General features: G+C 59.7%; 11 protein-coding genes. All 11 read left to right on the top strand.

Going from position 1 to position 14,404, the window contains the following annotated elements; all coding sequences use genetic code 11:
• Positions 1–37 precede the first annotated feature (37 nt).
• The 11 genes from gmd to ABIE52_RS15110 all read left to right on the top strand — a co-directional run bounded on the left by gmd (position 38) and on the right by ABIE52_RS15110 (position 14,401).
• A complete protein-coding gene (gene gmd / locus ABIE52_RS15160; protein WP_003943737.1) occupies positions 38–1,069 on the top strand; it encodes a GDP-mannose 4,6-dehydratase in 1,032 nt (343 codons plus the stop codon).
• Positions 1,066–2,034: a GDP-L-fucose synthase family protein gene (locus ABIE52_RS15155; protein ID WP_054187555.1), complete on the top strand. Its 969-nt coding sequence runs from the start codon at positions 1,066–1,068 to the stop codon at positions 2,032–2,034. The genes gmd and ABIE52_RS15155 overlap by 4 nt, the downstream gene beginning before the upstream one ends.
• Positions 2,035–2,086: 52 nt before the next feature.
• Positions 2,087–3,412 (top strand): UDP-glucose dehydrogenase family protein, encoded by a 1,326-nt coding sequence (locus tag ABIE52_RS15150; protein ID WP_007726621.1) that lies wholly within the window; start codon positions 2,087–2,089, stop codon positions 3,410–3,412.
• A gap of 639 nt (positions 3,413–4,051) precedes the next feature.
• A complete protein-coding gene (locus tag ABIE52_RS15145; RefSeq protein ID WP_007726623.1) occupies positions 4,052–5,497 on the top strand; it encodes a tyrosine-protein kinase domain-containing protein in 1,446 nt (481 codons plus the stop codon).
• A 344-nt stretch (positions 5,498–5,841) separates the two neighbouring features.
• The gene (locus ABIE52_RS15140) at positions 5,842–6,213 is read left to right on the top strand and encodes a GNAT family N-acetyltransferase (protein WP_116057106.1); all 372 of its coding nucleotides are present in this window, start codon (positions 5,842–5,844) and stop codon (positions 6,211–6,213) included.
• Positions 6,214–7,088: 875 nt separating this feature from the next.
• The gene (locus ABIE52_RS15135; RefSeq protein WP_192712046.1) at positions 7,089–8,612 is read left to right on the top strand and encodes a sugar transferase; all 1,524 of its coding nucleotides are present in this window, start codon (positions 7,089–7,091) and stop codon (positions 8,610–8,612) included.
• Positions 8,599–9,924: an O-antigen ligase family protein gene (locus ABIE52_RS15130; RefSeq protein ID WP_064074617.1), complete on the top strand. Its 1,326-nt coding sequence runs from the start codon at positions 8,599–8,601 to the stop codon at positions 9,922–9,924. The genes ABIE52_RS15135 and ABIE52_RS15130 overlap by 14 nt, the downstream gene beginning before the upstream one ends.
• Position 9,925: 1 nt before the next feature.
• A complete protein-coding gene (locus tag ABIE52_RS15125) occupies positions 9,926–11,137 on the top strand; it encodes a glycosyltransferase family 4 protein (protein ID WP_192712047.1) in 1,212 nt (403 codons plus the stop codon).
• Positions 11,134–12,345: an MATE family efflux transporter gene (locus tag ABIE52_RS15120; RefSeq protein WP_192712048.1), complete on the top strand. Its 1,212-nt coding sequence runs from the start codon at positions 11,134–11,136 to the stop codon at positions 12,343–12,345. Before ABIE52_RS15125 ends, ABIE52_RS15120 begins: the two co-directional genes overlap by 4 nt.
• Entirely contained in the window at positions 12,342–13,238 is an 897-nt protein-coding gene (locus tag ABIE52_RS15115) for a glycosyltransferase family 2 protein (RefSeq protein ID WP_065456015.1), read from the top strand. The genes ABIE52_RS15120 and ABIE52_RS15115 overlap by 4 nt, the downstream gene beginning before the upstream one ends.
• Positions 13,235–14,401: a glycosyltransferase family 4 protein gene (locus ABIE52_RS15110; protein ID WP_192712049.1), complete on the top strand. Its 1,167-nt coding sequence runs from the start codon at positions 13,235–13,237 to the stop codon at positions 14,399–14,401. The genes ABIE52_RS15115 and ABIE52_RS15110 overlap by 4 nt, the downstream gene beginning before the upstream one ends.
• The last annotated feature ends 3 nt before the right edge of the window (positions 14,402–14,404 follow it).

Genomic DNA, 14,404 nt, shown 5'->3' with positions numbered 1-14,404 from the left:
CGAAAATCGTGAAGTCGCACATACATGAAGGAGAGAAATGAAGAAGGCACTGATCACAGGCATCACCGGTCAAGACGGCTCCTATCTCGCGGAGTTGTTGCTGGGCAAGGGATACGAGGTCCACGGACTTATTCGTAGATCGTCCACGTTCAATACAGCTCGAATCGATCACATGTATGTGGATCCCCACACGCCGGATGCAAAACTGTTCCTTCATTACGGAGATCTCAGCGACGGGGCGCGTTTGGTCACTCTTCTCGCACAGATACGCCCGGACGAGGTCTACAACCTCGCAGCGCAGTCCCATGTACGGGTAAGTTTCGACGAGCCCGAACATACCGGTGACACGACGGGAATCGGGTCGATCAGGCTGCTCGAAGCAGTCCGGATGGCTGGTCTCGAATGCAGGTTCTACCAGGCGTCCAGCTCCGAGATGTTCGGTGCGACACCGCCTCCGCAGGACGAGCAGACTCCCTTCTATCCGCGATCGCCGTACGGTGCGGCGAAGGTGTACTCGTACTGGATCACCAAGAACTACCGCGAGGCGTACGGGATCTTTGCCGTGAACGGAATTCTGTTCAACCACGAATCTCCGCGGCGAGGCGAAACATTCGTAACTCGCAAGATCACGCGAGCGGTGGCGCGGATCAAGGCCGGCCTGGAAAACGATTTGTACATGGGTAATCTCGATGCAATCCGCGACTGGGGCTACGCGCCGGAGTACGTGGAGGGAATGTGGAGGATGCTTCAGGCCGACGAGCCGGACGATTACGTGCTCGCGACAGGCGGTAACTACTCGGTCAAGGATTTCCTGACGGTGGCCTTCGAGCACGCGGGTCTGAACTGGGAAGATCATGTGCGCTTCGACGAGCGCTATCTGCGGCCGACGGAAGTAGACGCGTTGATCGGAGATGCAGGTAAGGCGGAGCAGAAGCTCGGCTGGAAGGCGACTGTACATACCCCCGAGCTGGCTCGAATCATGGTCGATGCGGACATAGAGGCTCTGAAGTGTGAGGGCAAGCCCTGGATCGACCGCCCGAACCTGGTGGATTGGGAGCATGCCCGATGACGGGGGAGTACGCGCAGAAGTCCCTCGATCGGAACGATGCGGTGTACGTCGCGGGCCATCGTGGACTCGTGGGTTCAGCGATCTGGCGTCGTTTGGAGGCCGACGGTTTCAATCGCCTTGTCGGTCGCACGTCCGCCGAACTCGATCTTCGCGACCGCGGTGCCGTGTTCGAGTTCTTCGCCGCCGAGAGGCCGAAGAACGTGGTCCTCGCGGCAGCCAAGGTGGGCGGGATACTGGCGAACAGCACACTGCCGGTGGACTTCATCTCCGACAACCTTCGCATCCAGGTGAACGTGATGGACGCGGCGGCCGAGTTCGACGTAGATCGCCTGCTGTTCCTCGGATCATCCTGCATCTACCCGAAATTCGCTCCTCAACCGATTCGCGAAGAATATTTGCTGACCGGTCATTTGGAACCGACGAACGATGCATATGCCATCGCCAAGATCGCGGGAATCCTGCAGGTACAGGCTGTTCGAAAGCAGTTCGGGCGTCCGTGGATCTCCGCGATGCCGACCAATCTCTACGGCCCGGGTGACAACTTCTCTGCCAAGGGCTCTCATGTGCTGCCAGCCCTCATCAGACGCTTCGACGACGCGCGCCGCGATGGAGCTGCTTCAGTCGTGAACTGGGGCAGCGGGACGCCGAGGCGCGAGTTTCTCCACGTCGACGACATGGCGGATGCCTGCCTTCATTTGCTCGACCACTATGACGGAGCAGAACACGTCAATGTTGGTACAGGCGAGGACCAGAGCATCGCGGAGATCTCTGCGATCGTGGCGGACGAGATCGGGTTCGACGGCGAGATCGAATGGGATCATTCGAAACCTGACGGGACGCCGCGGAAGTTGCTTGACATCGGGAAGCTTCGAGATTTGGGGTGGCAGCCCAAGATTGATCTTCGTGCGGGGATCGCATCGACCGTGGAGTGGTATCGACAGAACGTCGATTCGATCAGGACATGAAGTACTACAGCATTATTCGACGTAAACTCGACTTCGACAGGCAGACATCGTTATGACTTCTCGTATTGCGGTATTCGGCACAGGCTACCTCGGGGCGACACACGCAGCTTGCATGGCCGAGTTGGGTCACGAGGTTCTCGGGGTGGATGTTGATCCGAACAAGCTCGCTATGCTCGAAGCTGGGGAGGTTCCTTTCTACGAACCGGGACTCGAGGAAGTACTGCGCCGCAACATAGCCGCGGGACGTCTTCGATTCACGGCTTCCTACGAGGAGGCCGCAGAGTTCGCCGACATCCACTTCCTCGGCGTCGGTACGCCGCAGAAGAAGGGGGAGTTCGCGGCCGACATGCGTTTTGTCGATTCGGTGATCGAGACACTCGCACCCCTCTTGACCAGGCCGACCGTAATCTTCGGGAAATCAACTGTGCCAGTCGGTACAGCAGAGCGATTGGGTGCGCGGGCACGGGAACTGGCGCCTGCCGGACAAGACGTGGAGGTGGCGTGGAACCCGGAATTTCTCCGGGAAGGCTACGCGGTGAAAGACACGCTTCACCCGGACCGGCTTGTGCTCGGGGTCGACCGCAATCGACCCGGACGTGCGGAATCGATTGCGCGTGAAGTGTACGAGCAACTCTTGAACGAAGGTATTCCCTTTGTTGTGACCGACCTTGCGACTTCGGAGTTGGTCAAAGCATCAGCCAATGCATTTCTGGCAACGAAGATCTCGTTCATCAATGCGATCTCGGAGGTGTGCGAGGCTTCAGGTGCGGATGTGACCGTTCTTGCCGATGCCATCGGCCATGACGAGAGAATTGGTAGGCGATTCCTCAACGCCGGAATCGGTTTCGGTGGGGGCTGCTTACCGAAGGACATCCGTGCTTTCATGGCACGTGCTGGTGAGCTGGGAGCAGATCAAGCACTCACATTCCTACGCGAAGTCGACAATATCAACATGCGTCGTCGTACTCGGATGGTCGAACTGGCTCGAGAAGCGTGTGGTTCTCTACTCGGAGCCAATGTGGCGGTTCTCGGTGCAGCCTTCAAGCCTGACTCCGACGACGTGCGCGACTCACCTGCGCTGAACGTTGCCGGGCAGATTCAGCTGCAAGGCGCTGCCGTCAATGTCTATGACCCGAAGGCGATGGGAAACTCGAAGGCGTTGTTCCCCACCCTCACTTACACTTCGAGCGCACTTGAAGCGTGTGCAGGCGCTGATGTCGTCTTGGTTCTGACCGAGTGGGCCGAGTTTCGAAAGTTGTTGCCGTCGGACCTCGAACCTGTCGTCCGCAAGAAGGTCATCATCGACGGACGTAACTGTCTGGAACCGACCACCTGGCGCGACGCAGGGTGGACCTACCGAGGTCTCGGAAGGCCGTAAACCGGTGAAACCTTCACGGAGGGTGGGTGTTGTAGGCATCGAGGGGAAGTGGCCGTGTGCCCGGGACCAAAGTCCGTCAGCGAGCGAGCTGTGGCCGGGGGAGATGCTGGGATAGCCGCTCGTGCATCACAGGGTGAGGGGCATGTTGCCTTGTTCGGTTGGTATGCATCAACTTCCGGCGGCAAGTTGCGTAGTTGGTCGTCGACGGACGTTGGTCCTACGGCCCGCTGTGGTATGTGACCCTTTCATGGTCGGCACAGTCGACTGACGATGTCTAGGAAGTTTCGAGGCTCCGTTGCGGTGGTGAAAAGACCAATGACGCAGTAGAGTTCAGCCTGGCTGCACGTTGTGTCTGCTCTGCGCGATGTGTGAGTGGGCCCGATGTCAGTGTCGCGGGTTTGTCAGTGTCGCGTGTTCGCCACTTCCCGATCATGCATCGGCCAGGAAGTGAGATGTGTGAGATGCCGTGAAGGCCTCTCCCCCCTGGCTGTTTCGGCAAATACCTCGCGCTGTGACGCAGGGACACGCGATAGAAGATTGGCTGCCTCGTTCAGCCTGCATTGAGTGCAGCGGCTCGACAGCGGCTGTCGATTACTACTCGAAGACGTGATACGTGTTCGAGCCGAAGGAGATTCGACGATGGATGTACGGGACTACCTGAAGATTTTGCAGGCACGGTGGAAGATAGTCGCTGTCGTCACTGTGGTCGTGATCTTGGGCGCATTGGGCGCCTCGTTGATTGCCACGCCGATCTACCAGGCTTCCACGCGCCTGTTCGTGTCGACTTCTACCGGAACAACCGTGAACGAGGCTTACCAAGGTAACCAGCTCTCACAGCAGTTGGTCACTTCCTACGCCAAGCTCCTTACCGGCGAGACACTGGCACAGAGAACGATCGATTCAGTCGGGCCCGATCGACTCGGCGGGCTTTCCGCTGCGGAGATTTCGTCCAAGGTGACCGCCACATCGGCGCCGGATACAGTACTGCTCGATTTGAGCGTGCAAGATGCGTCGCCTGAACTGGCACGTGAAATCGCAAATGCGCTCTCGGACGAGTTTGTGGTGATGGTCAAAGATCTGGGTACGCCCGCAAATGGTGGCACAGCACCTGCGCGCGTCGTTGTCGAACAGCGAGCACAAACTCCCGCGGAACCGGTGTCGCCGAAGACTTCGCGGAACGTGGCGCTCGGTGCCGCGATCGGGCTTCTGCTGGGGATCGGGTTGGCTGTGGTGCGTGATCGCCTGGACAACACCGTCAAAGAGCGCAAGGTGGTCGAAGACATCGCCGGCGCGGCGATGGTGGGAACAATTCCGTTCGACAAGGAACGCGAAGTTCATCAAGCGATCAACTTCCACGAGGGCAACTCCGCAAGTGCCGAGGCGTACCGCGAGCTGCGAACCAATCTGCAGTTCCTGGCCGTGGATCGCCCACCGAGTGTCATCGTCGTTACGAGTTCTCTTCCCTCCGAGGGAAAGACCACGACTGCGGTGAACATCGCACTCGTGTTAGCCGAGGCAGGCAAGAAGGTGTGTCTCGTCGAAGGTGACCTCCGTAAGCCTCGCGTTTCGAAGTATCTGGGACTTATCGGAAGCGTTGGTCTGAGCTCGGTCCTGGCCGGGCAAGCAGATCTCGACGACGTACTTCAAGTCACGAGCAATGCTGACCTGACGGTTCTTGCCTCAGGTCCGATTCCCCCGAACCCGAGCGAACTTCTGGGCACTGACACTGCCCATGCGGTCTTTACCGATCTCCGCAGAAGGTTCGACTACGTCATCATCGACGCCTCGCCGTTGCTTCCGGTTACGGATGCTGCAGTTCTTTCAGCGCTGGCGGACGGTGCGCTAGTGATTGCTCGTCACGGCACGACGAAGAGGGAACAGCTGAGCAGGGCGGTCGGCAATCTCCACAGTGTGGGCGCGACGATTCTCGGTACTGTCATCACGATGACCCCGCTGAACGGTCGTGGTGTCTACGAGTACAAGTACTACTACGATTCCGATCCGGTTGTCGCTGACGTGGCCGTGGAAGGGTCCGTGGACAGCAATCCAGTCGGCGAACGAAAGGTCACGTCGACAGTCATCTGACCTGGTCGTACGGTAAATCCCGACGCCTCACAGGGCCCTCGAGCAATGCTCGAGGGCCCTTCTCTGTGTGGTGAATCGGACGCAATTCTCTAGTCGGGTCCTCTGAGTCTGCGACGCGCAGTGCGGAATACGGGTTCATCGGCCGTCGCAGTAATTGGGTAGGCACGGGCATGCGGGATGTGACGCTGCGGTCTGAGCTGTCCCTGCTTGACCAGTGCCTCTATGACTGTCGATCTGGTTGCGCCCGACGGGGCCTTGGGCGTCTTGGTTGGAATCGCGTAGCGAGTGTGGCGGACCGCAGGCGGACCAGCCCGATTCGGCCTCGAGAGTTTCGCAACGCCTAGATGTCGATCTGGCATCCCTCGATGGATTTGGACAGCGGGTGCGGGGGTTGTCGGCCAGCTGCGACTCAGCATGAACGAGTTCTTGGCCGATGTCGGTGGTCATATCGGCCACGGGTCCGTCGGTCGGAGGGCCGGAAAGGGATAGCGTCGACTGCTCTGGGTGAGGCGCTCGCGTATGTCGGCGACCCGGTGGGGCTCAGTCGCGTCCTGGTTACCTGCGACGAAAGGAACCCGGTTTCGCGTAAGGCAATCGAAGCGTGCGGGGGTTTACTCGAGAGCGTGCGCCCAGCTGATCAGTTGTCCCGCAATGTCGGTTGTTCGAGAGACACGCTCCGCTACTGGGTGCGAACGAGCGTGTCGAGCGTCCGTTGACCCTACACGGCCACACACGTTTGCCATGGCCATAGCCATAGCCATCGGTAGCAGTCGCCCCGCTTTGCAGCCGAGCGGCTGCGCAACTCGCATGTCCCTAATTGGGCTGTGCTGCAACTATTTCAGGACATCACCGGCGATCGCTGGCGGTCCACACTCCTCCTTTTGCATGTCTGAATTCTCGGTGTCGCCCGATCGTAGGTTCGCGCAATGCCGGCCAGGAGTAGGTAAGACGCCCAGAGGCGAAGTGTCGAACAATCGTCCAGGGCTGAGTCGACGCTGAGCGCATCAAAGTATGGATTGCAGAGTGTTTACCAACCGCGTGCTGGTTTCCGTCCAAACGCGGAGCCCAAATGGGCTAGGCGATGAAAACTATAGGTACGCAATGGTAATGGTGAGCAATGTTCACTCCTTCTTGTCGGAGGGTGAATAACTGACGTCAATGCTGGCGTCGGGAAGAACTTCGGAAAGCGCCATTGCCACGCTGTCCGGAATGTGGCAAACTCCTCACTGGTACTGACCAGCTAGCCGAAGAGTTGCCAAGATGTGAGTCCTGGCAATATCGAGGCCGGCGACGTCAGCGGGCGAGGAGAAATCGCCGATCGTCCTGTGTTTGGGTTGTTAGTGGACTCTGCTTCAATCATGGGGTATGAGCTGCGGCAATGCCGCAATAATCGACAGTTGGGCCGAGGCCTGACAATAGTCGCCGGGTTAACTGCAAGGCGCACGTAATGCGACCATACGCACTGAACGCAGCAATGCGGAGCAGTTGCTTCGCTGTCGAAGTTTCGGGAATCGGCAAGGCGGTCCGATGGACCTCGGCCGGTGAACATCTTCAGGCCGAATTCTGTGCATGGGGAAAGGTTTCTGAACACATGACGGTTCTCGAGATGGCCGCGCCCACGAAAGAGCGGCCACAACAACACCGACGAGTAACGCCGGAGAGGGCCGGTGGAGTTTCCGCACGCAGGAAATGGCAATCTGCGTATCTTCGTCGTCTGGCGATCACCGACACGATCATCGTTGCGGCAGTTGTGTTTCTGGCTCAATGGTGGCGATTCGGTAGCGACGCGGATGTCGTCGACGGTGAAGCATTCGGCCATTTCAGCTACACCGCACTGTCTTTCGCCCTGATTATCGGCTGGTTTGCCGTACTGAGGGTATTTCGGACCAGATCTCCTCGTGTGATCGGAAGCGGCCCTGAAGAGTACCGATTGATCGCTGTCGGAACGCTCCGCCTGTTCGGACTGATTGCGATCGCCAGCCTTCTCCTTCACCTGGAGATCGCGCGCCTGTACCTTGCCGTGGCGTTTCCGATGGGATTGACCGCCTTGATCGCGAGTCGTTGGATCTGGCGACGGGTGATTGCTCGTGAGCGAGCCCGAGGTGAATTTCGAACTGCCGTACTTGTGGTCGGTGTGCGAGGGGCGGTTGTCGATCTTGCACGCAACCTCGAGCGCGACGATGCCCATGGATACCGAGTTGTCGGAGTCTGCGTACCCGGCTACGGAGGAGACGTGGGCGAAGTTGTCACAGTGAACGGTCGGGACATTCCGGTGCTCGGAGACGAGCACAGTGTCACCGACGCACTCGAACAGGTCGGTGCCGACACGGTGGCGGTGACGGCGTCGGAGCGACTCAGACCGGAAGGGCTGCGCAAGCTGGCCTGGGATCTCGAGCGCGATCATGTGGACCTTGTTGTCGCACCGGGGATTCTGGATGTGTCCGGGCCGAGGCTCTCGATGCGCCCGGTCGCAGGATTTCCGCTGATTCATGTCGAGCGTCCGCGCTATCACGGCGCACAGAAGTTCTCGAAGACGACCTTCGACGTTGCTTTCGCGGCGCTCGTGCTGGCCGTGATCAGTCCGGTGCTTCTGGCGGCTGCGATCGCCGTCAAGCTCACGAGCAAGGGTCCGGTTCTGTACAAGTCGGAGCGGATGGGGTTGGACGGTCAGCCGTTCCCCATGCTCAAGTTCCGCTCGATGGTCCAGAATGCGGATTCACAGGTCACGGCACTGATGAAGGAGAACGAAGGCGCCGGAGTGCTTTTCAAGATGCGAGACGATCCGCGTGTGACGACGGTAGGTCGATTCATGCGCCGATACTCGATCGACGAGTTGCCCCAGTTCGTCAATGTCCTCCGGCGAGAGATGAGTGTTGTAGGACCGCGGCCACCGCTTCGGCGCGAGGTCGAGATGTACGACGACGCGGTCAGTCGTCGGCTACTGGTCAAGCCCGGTGTCACCGGCCTGTGGCAGGTCAGTGGCCGTTCTGATCTTTCGTGGGAAGACACTGTCCGCCTGGACCTTTCCTACGTCGACAACTGGTCGATGATGGGTGACGTCATGATCGTCGCGAAGACGCTCAAGGCGGTGGTGGGAAGTGATGGCGCCTACTGACAAGAAGGCGGTACCGGCGCCTTGCGAAAATGAGGCGCCGAACAATCCGCTGATCTTGCGAACGGCATTGGTGATCGCGGTCATCGGCGCGAGCGGAGCCTTTCAGGCGTACACGCAGAGGACAGCGCTCGGATCGTTGCTCGTACACGGTTCGGCCGTTCTTTCGGCGACACTTGCGTTGGTCTACTTCCTCGACCGGCGATACTCACGCAATACGACGTGGCCTGTCTTCACGCTTATGATCTCGGCCGGCGTCCCGGCAACCAGCTGGTACTGGTCGACACTGCCCCGGAACTCCGCCGTCGCCGGCATCGTCGTCGTGTGCCTGGCGATCACGGGAATCATCGTCGCCCGTGAGTTGACCTTCGCGGTGCGAGTGCGGACTGTTGCCCTCACCTTGCTGGTACTTCTCGTGCTGTCGCTGATGGTCGTGTTCCTCGATCCTTCGACTGGCATCGACGTGGACACCCGCGCCGTTGCTTATCGCGGAATCTTCACGCACAAGAACACTTTGGGACGAATGGCTGCCATCGAAGTTGTACTTGTCGGTGTCATGCTCATGCTTCCCGACATCAAGCGTATTCCGTGGGTGGCGGCGCTTGCTGTCGCCGGCATCGTGTTGTTCGAGGCCCGGAGCCAGACCGGTCTCGTCGCTGCAGGGATTGCGCTGGCGACAATGCTTGCTCTGAGGTGCTTTAGACGGACACCGAACGCTCACCTCGCCTCGACTGTGATCATCGGCCTGTACCTCGGGGTGTCCGGCGCGATGAAGGTGCTCGGACCCGATGTCGCGGCGCTACTCTCGCGAGATGTCACGCTGACCGGCCGGTTACATCTCTGGACGGTATCCGACTACTACGCCGAACAGCGGCCTCTGCTCGGATGGGGCTTCGGCTCGGTGTGGGCGCCGGACAGTGCAGTGGGGCAGATGATTCGGTCAAAGCTGTCCTTTCCGGCGACCAGCGCACACAACGGAATGCTCGACATTCGGCTGCAGATCGGTTGGATCGGATTCCTGCTGCTGTTGGCCGGCTATTACCTGCTTCTGAGCACGGCGCTCGGGCGAGCCCGCAGCAGAACGGAGTACATCGCCGTCGTCGCGATCATGGCTCTCGTCTTCTCGATGGACTTGACGGAGTCGACGCTCTTCTTCGGCGCCATGTGGCTGATCGCATGGGTCTTCCTGGCGCCGTACGGACCGTCGACCCACCGCTCCCACAATGCGGGCAACGCCGAGTTGTCGATCCGTGGGGTTCGTGCCGACAAGAACGACGCGTACAGGTTCGCTCCGGAGCGAAGAGGAGGTCACTGAGATGTACAAGTCGTTCGATGTAGCGCGTTCGAAGCCCGAAGTGAACCCGACGTCCGCCGGTGGATTCACGCCGCCGAAAGCCTTGATGTTCCATGCGATCTATCGGAATCCGGGTGGTGAGGAGCAGAGCTTCGCCAACGAATCCAAGCTCCTGAAATCGATCGGATACGAGACGGTTCAGTGCACCACCGAGAATTCCAAGATCTCCCGGGGACCGTGGGCGGCATTCACCGCAGTGTTCAGTCCTCGCGTACTCGTCGATGCGTTGCGCATCATCCGTTCGGAGCGCCCCGACGTCATCTACGTGAACAATCTCTGGCCGGCGTTCTCGGCTTCGTTGCTCGTGGCCGCAAGAGCCGCCGCAATTCCTACGTTGCAGGCGGTTCGAAACTATCGCCTCGCCACACCGTCAGCCAAGTTGCGCGCAGATGGCACGTGCACCGAATGCGGTTCCACCAAATACTTCACGAGTTGTGTCCGCAACGGATGCTACGGAAACAGCCGACTGCAGAGCCTTGTCTGCTACCTGAGCGCTACGGCGGTCAAGCTGAGCGTCTTGGGGTGGAAGCAGCACAGGTTCGTCGCAACGAGCGCGATGACAGCACGTCTGGTCGAAGGACGACTGATCAGTTCTGGCCGCGTCGTGGTTCGTCCGAACTTCGGATTCGAAGAAAATGAACCCGAGTTTCGGAGCACTGATTCGGTTGTGTGCGTCAGCCGACTGACACCGGAGAAGGGCGTCCTGGATTTGGTGCGCAACTGGCCGCAGGGCGCTGGAAGTCCCTCGCTCACAGTTCTCGGTGACGGACCGCAGTACGGCGAGATCTCCAGCATAAGCGCAGCTCTCGACAACGTCACGCTGGCCGGATTCACTTCGCACGAAGATGTGATCGAGATACTTCGCGACAGTGCGGCGTCCGTGGTGCCGTCTCAATGGGCAGAACCGTTCGGACGCGTTGCGATCGAATCGATGTCGGTTGGCACCCCGGTCATCTACGCAACCAACGGTGCACTCGCGGACATCGTCGGACCGGGCGGAACGCCTCTCAATACCTTGGAAGAGTCGTCGATACGCGAGGCCCTCGATCGAATCTTCGGAGCGGACGATCGATCGGCGATACGCAGATCCGCTTATCGTCACTACTCGAATCGCTTCACATCGCGCAAAGCGGCGACGTCGATGCGTGAGCTCATCGACGAGGTGAGATCGTGAAAGATCGCACTCGGCATGTGACATTCATGGCCGATCAAGGGCTTTCGAGCGTCCTCACTTTTGTCGTTCTCACCTCGGTGGCACGACTCGGTGGTCCGATCGAAGTCGGCCAGGTTGCCGTGATTCAATCGGCGGGTCTGTTGGCACTGGCACTGGGGAGAGCGATCGGCGTCGACGTCTGGCTGTCGCGAGGGGCGGGGTCTGACGAGCGTGGACCGGCGTTGGCGCCCACGATCGTGCTGGCGGCGGTATCGGTGACATCGGTGTGGGCACTGTTCGTGATCGCCGGCTCGGACTCGATGAATCTCACGGTATACGCCTTGGCTGCAGCTGGTTTCGTGGTGTTGGACGTGGTACGCACGATGCTGATGCACGACGGTGCGAGTTGGATCTCTGTGTCGATACAGATCGTGACACTCTCGTTCGTCCTTATTGCAGCTTTCCTGGTCGAGAATCTGACACTTGCACTCGTGACCTATACGGTCGGTGTCTTCGTCGCGCTCGCTCTCGGTCACGCATCCATGCGTCTGGTACCGCCGGTACCGTCGATCAGGTACTCGCGCACTCACCGATATAGATCCGTGCCGTTTGCGATCGAGATATTGATGGGATCAGCTGCGCAGCAGGCGATGTTCTTGATACTCACTGTGGTGGCGTCGATCTCGATGATCGGTGAGATCAGAACTGCCCAGACACTGCTCGGTCCGCTGTCCTTGATGTTCGCGGGCATCTCGCCAATTCTGATGCGTAAGTTCGGCAGTGGTGTCGAAGCGATGAGCCCGAGCGAGTGCATGGCACTCGGCCGCCGAGTGGGCTTGCAGATCTTCTGGGTTTCGATCATCTGCGTTTCGCTGATCTGTCTCACGCTCGAGATTCGACTCTCGGGAGTGCGATTGATGGATCATCTGGTCGGGCCGCACTTTCCGAACTTGATACCGGTCATTCTGCTGTGCGGGTTGGCGGTGGCGTTCAACGGGATTCTTCTGGGCGTCGGTACCTCGATCCGCGTCGTGGACAAGACCGCAAACCTCAACACATTTCGCGCCTTGCTGTTGCCTCTACAGTTTCTGATCGTTCTCGGGGCGGGACTGACCGACAGCGCCGTATACGTCGCAGGAGCATTGGCCGTGTCGGCGTGCGCCAGCGCGAGCGTCGCACTTCTGGTTTCGATGAACCGTGACGCCCGACCGAAAGTTGACCTCTCATGAAGAATCCCAACGGCGTCGTAGTGGCGATTTTGACCTTTCGTCGTGAATCGGAACTGGCTGTCTGCATCGACAGCGTCCGGGCATCGATCCAGGCTTCCGGTGCCTCCGCCCAGGTCGTAGTAGGCGACAACGATCCGGAATCCACCACGCCGACGTATGTTGCCGACGGGATCGAACGACTGCATCTCGGATTCGGCGGGGTATCTCCGGCGCGACGTGCGCTGGTCGATCTCGCCCGTGCACGAGATCGTCGTTACATCGTCTTCGTCGACGACGACGAGTACGTCGATGTCGACTGGCTGTCGAATCTCCTCACCTGCGCCGCAGATTTCGACGCAGGTGCTGTGGCCGGTCCTGTGATTCCGGTGGGTCTGCCTGCCTCGGAACTTCCATTGCACACTCGCGTTCGCCATTCGACCGGCACCCCGGTTGCGTCTGCAGGCGCTGGAAATCTGTTGTTGGACCTGAAGGCTTTGAACGGCTTGAACTTCAGTGACGACTGGGATCTACCTGGCGGCGAGGACACCGAGTTCACGCTCAGGATGAGCGCCGGCGGTGTCCGGTTGGTGTGGTGCGACGAGGCGCTTGCGTACGAACCGGTAGACGAGGATCGGCGTCGGGATTCCTGGCTCTTCGCCCGGTATGTCAACAACGGACGAATCCTCGCGGTCTGTCAGGGACAGCTCGAGCTGCCACTGTTGGCGGCTCAGAGTGCCAAACGCGCTCTGCTCGTACTCGCGTCGGCGACGTTGATCCCCGTTGCCTTGATCAGTCCACGGATCAAGCGCGTGGTTCTCGACAACGGTGCACGCAACATCGGTTGGTTCTCAGAGCGATTCAGCCGCAGCGATTCTCGGACGCCGCGCGCACAGAGGCTGGTGGTAGCGCGATGACACGGTTGTTGATGACGGCATACGCCTGCGATCCGAATCAGGGGAGTGAATCCGGTGCGGGTTGGGCGCTTCTCTCGGCAGCTTCCGAACTGTGTGAGTCGATCACGGTGGTGACTCGCTCCGGTGAGGCTCCCGAATTGGAATCAGAGTGTGAACAGCTCGGTTGCGAAGTTCGTGTCGTGCGAATAGCGACTTTGCCCGCGGAAGAAGCCGGATCGTACGGTCGATACCTCCGATGGCTCTGGCACACCTCACTGTTCGTTCGGCGTGAAGCGGCAAACTTCGACGTCCTGCATCATGCAACGTTCGCCTCCGACTGGTTGCCCCCACCGGTGCTGTTCGGTGGAGCCGGCGGAGTACGACTGGTATGGGGGCCTGCCGGGGGCAACACCTACCCGCCGATGCCGCTCGCCAGGCGCATCGGTATGCGGTACCTGGCAACCACGGCAGTTCGGACCTGCTCCACGAAAGCCGTTCGGTCACTGACACACATCTTCATGTCCGGACGAGTCGACACTTTCATCGCGATGAACTCCGACAGCGGACGAGGCGCACCGCGGGCACGCAATGTCGTCGTCCAACCCAATTGTGTTCTGGACTACGACGGAATCGAGAAGCAAGCGGTACCCAGACCGAAACGAAGACTCTTGTTCGTAGGAAGACTGTTGCAATACAAAGGAATCGACCTGATTCTGGATGCGCTCGAGCAGCTGGGCACCGATTGGTCCATGACCTTTGTCGGGGACGGACCCGCCCGCGGGCGGATCGAGAAGTCGCTTCCGTATCGGCGCGGTCAGGTCACGCTTCGCGGATGGCGCGACAGATCGGAAGTGGTAAGCGAGATGGGGGCCTCCTCCGCTCTGCTCTTCCCGAGCATGCACGATTCGGGCGGCTGGGTGGCGGCCGAAGCGGCTGCGGTGGGCCTGCCGGTGGTCTGTTTGGATCTCGGCGGTGTGCCGACACTGGCAGGTAGGAACGCCGTGACGATCCCGGTTGCTCCGGCGTCGACTCTCGCCTCTCGTATCGCTCGATCGATTGTCGAGACCGAGCTTTCTCTCTTTGAACCGCAACGTGATTGGACTCGGTCTCGGTTGACATCGGTCTTGTCGCGCAGCTACGGCCAGTGCAATGAACGTCGACAAACGAACTCGGAAAAGTGGTGAGAC

The organism is Rhodococcus sp. OAS809 (assembly GCF_040546695.1).
Classification (GTDB): domain Bacteria; phylum Actinomycetota; class Actinomycetes; order Mycobacteriales; family Mycobacteriaceae; genus Rhodococcus_F; species Rhodococcus_F qingshengii.
This window is presented reverse-complemented; position numbering and strand designations above follow the sequence as displayed.

Bases quoted from the DNA above. Each gene is read 5' to 3' on its own strand.
- gmd (WP_003943737.1), top strand. From the start codon at position 38: ATGAAGAAGGCACTGATCACAGGCATCACCGGTCAAGACGGCTCCTAT.
- ABIE52_RS15155 (WP_054187555.1), top strand. From the start codon at position 1,066: ATGACGGGGGAGTACGCGCAGAAGTCCCTCGATCGGAACGATGCGGTG.
- ABIE52_RS15150 (WP_007726621.1), top strand. From the start codon at position 2,087: ATGACTTCTCGTATTGCGGTATTCGGCACAGGCTACCTCGGGGCGACA.
- ABIE52_RS15145 (WP_007726623.1), top strand. From the start codon at position 4,052: ATGGATGTACGGGACTACCTGAAGATTTTGCAGGCACGGTGGAAGATA.
- ABIE52_RS15140 (WP_116057106.1), top strand. From the start codon at position 5,842: ATGTCGATCTGGCATCCCTCGATGGATTTGGACAGCGGGTGCGGGGGT.
- ABIE52_RS15135 (WP_192712046.1), top strand. From the start codon at position 7,089: ATGACGGTTCTCGAGATGGCCGCGCCCACGAAAGAGCGGCCACAACAA.
- ABIE52_RS15130 (WP_064074617.1), top strand. From the start codon at position 8,599: ATGGCGCCTACTGACAAGAAGGCGGTACCGGCGCCTTGCGAAAATGAG.
- ABIE52_RS15125 (WP_192712047.1), top strand. From the start codon at position 9,926: ATGTACAAGTCGTTCGATGTAGCGCGTTCGAAGCCCGAAGTGAACCCG.
- ABIE52_RS15115 (WP_065456015.1), top strand. From the start codon at position 12,342: ATGAAGAATCCCAACGGCGTCGTAGTGGCGATTTTGACCTTTCGTCGT.
- ABIE52_RS15110 (WP_192712049.1), top strand. From the start codon at position 13,235: ATGACACGGTTGTTGATGACGGCATACGCCTGCGATCCGAATCAGGGG.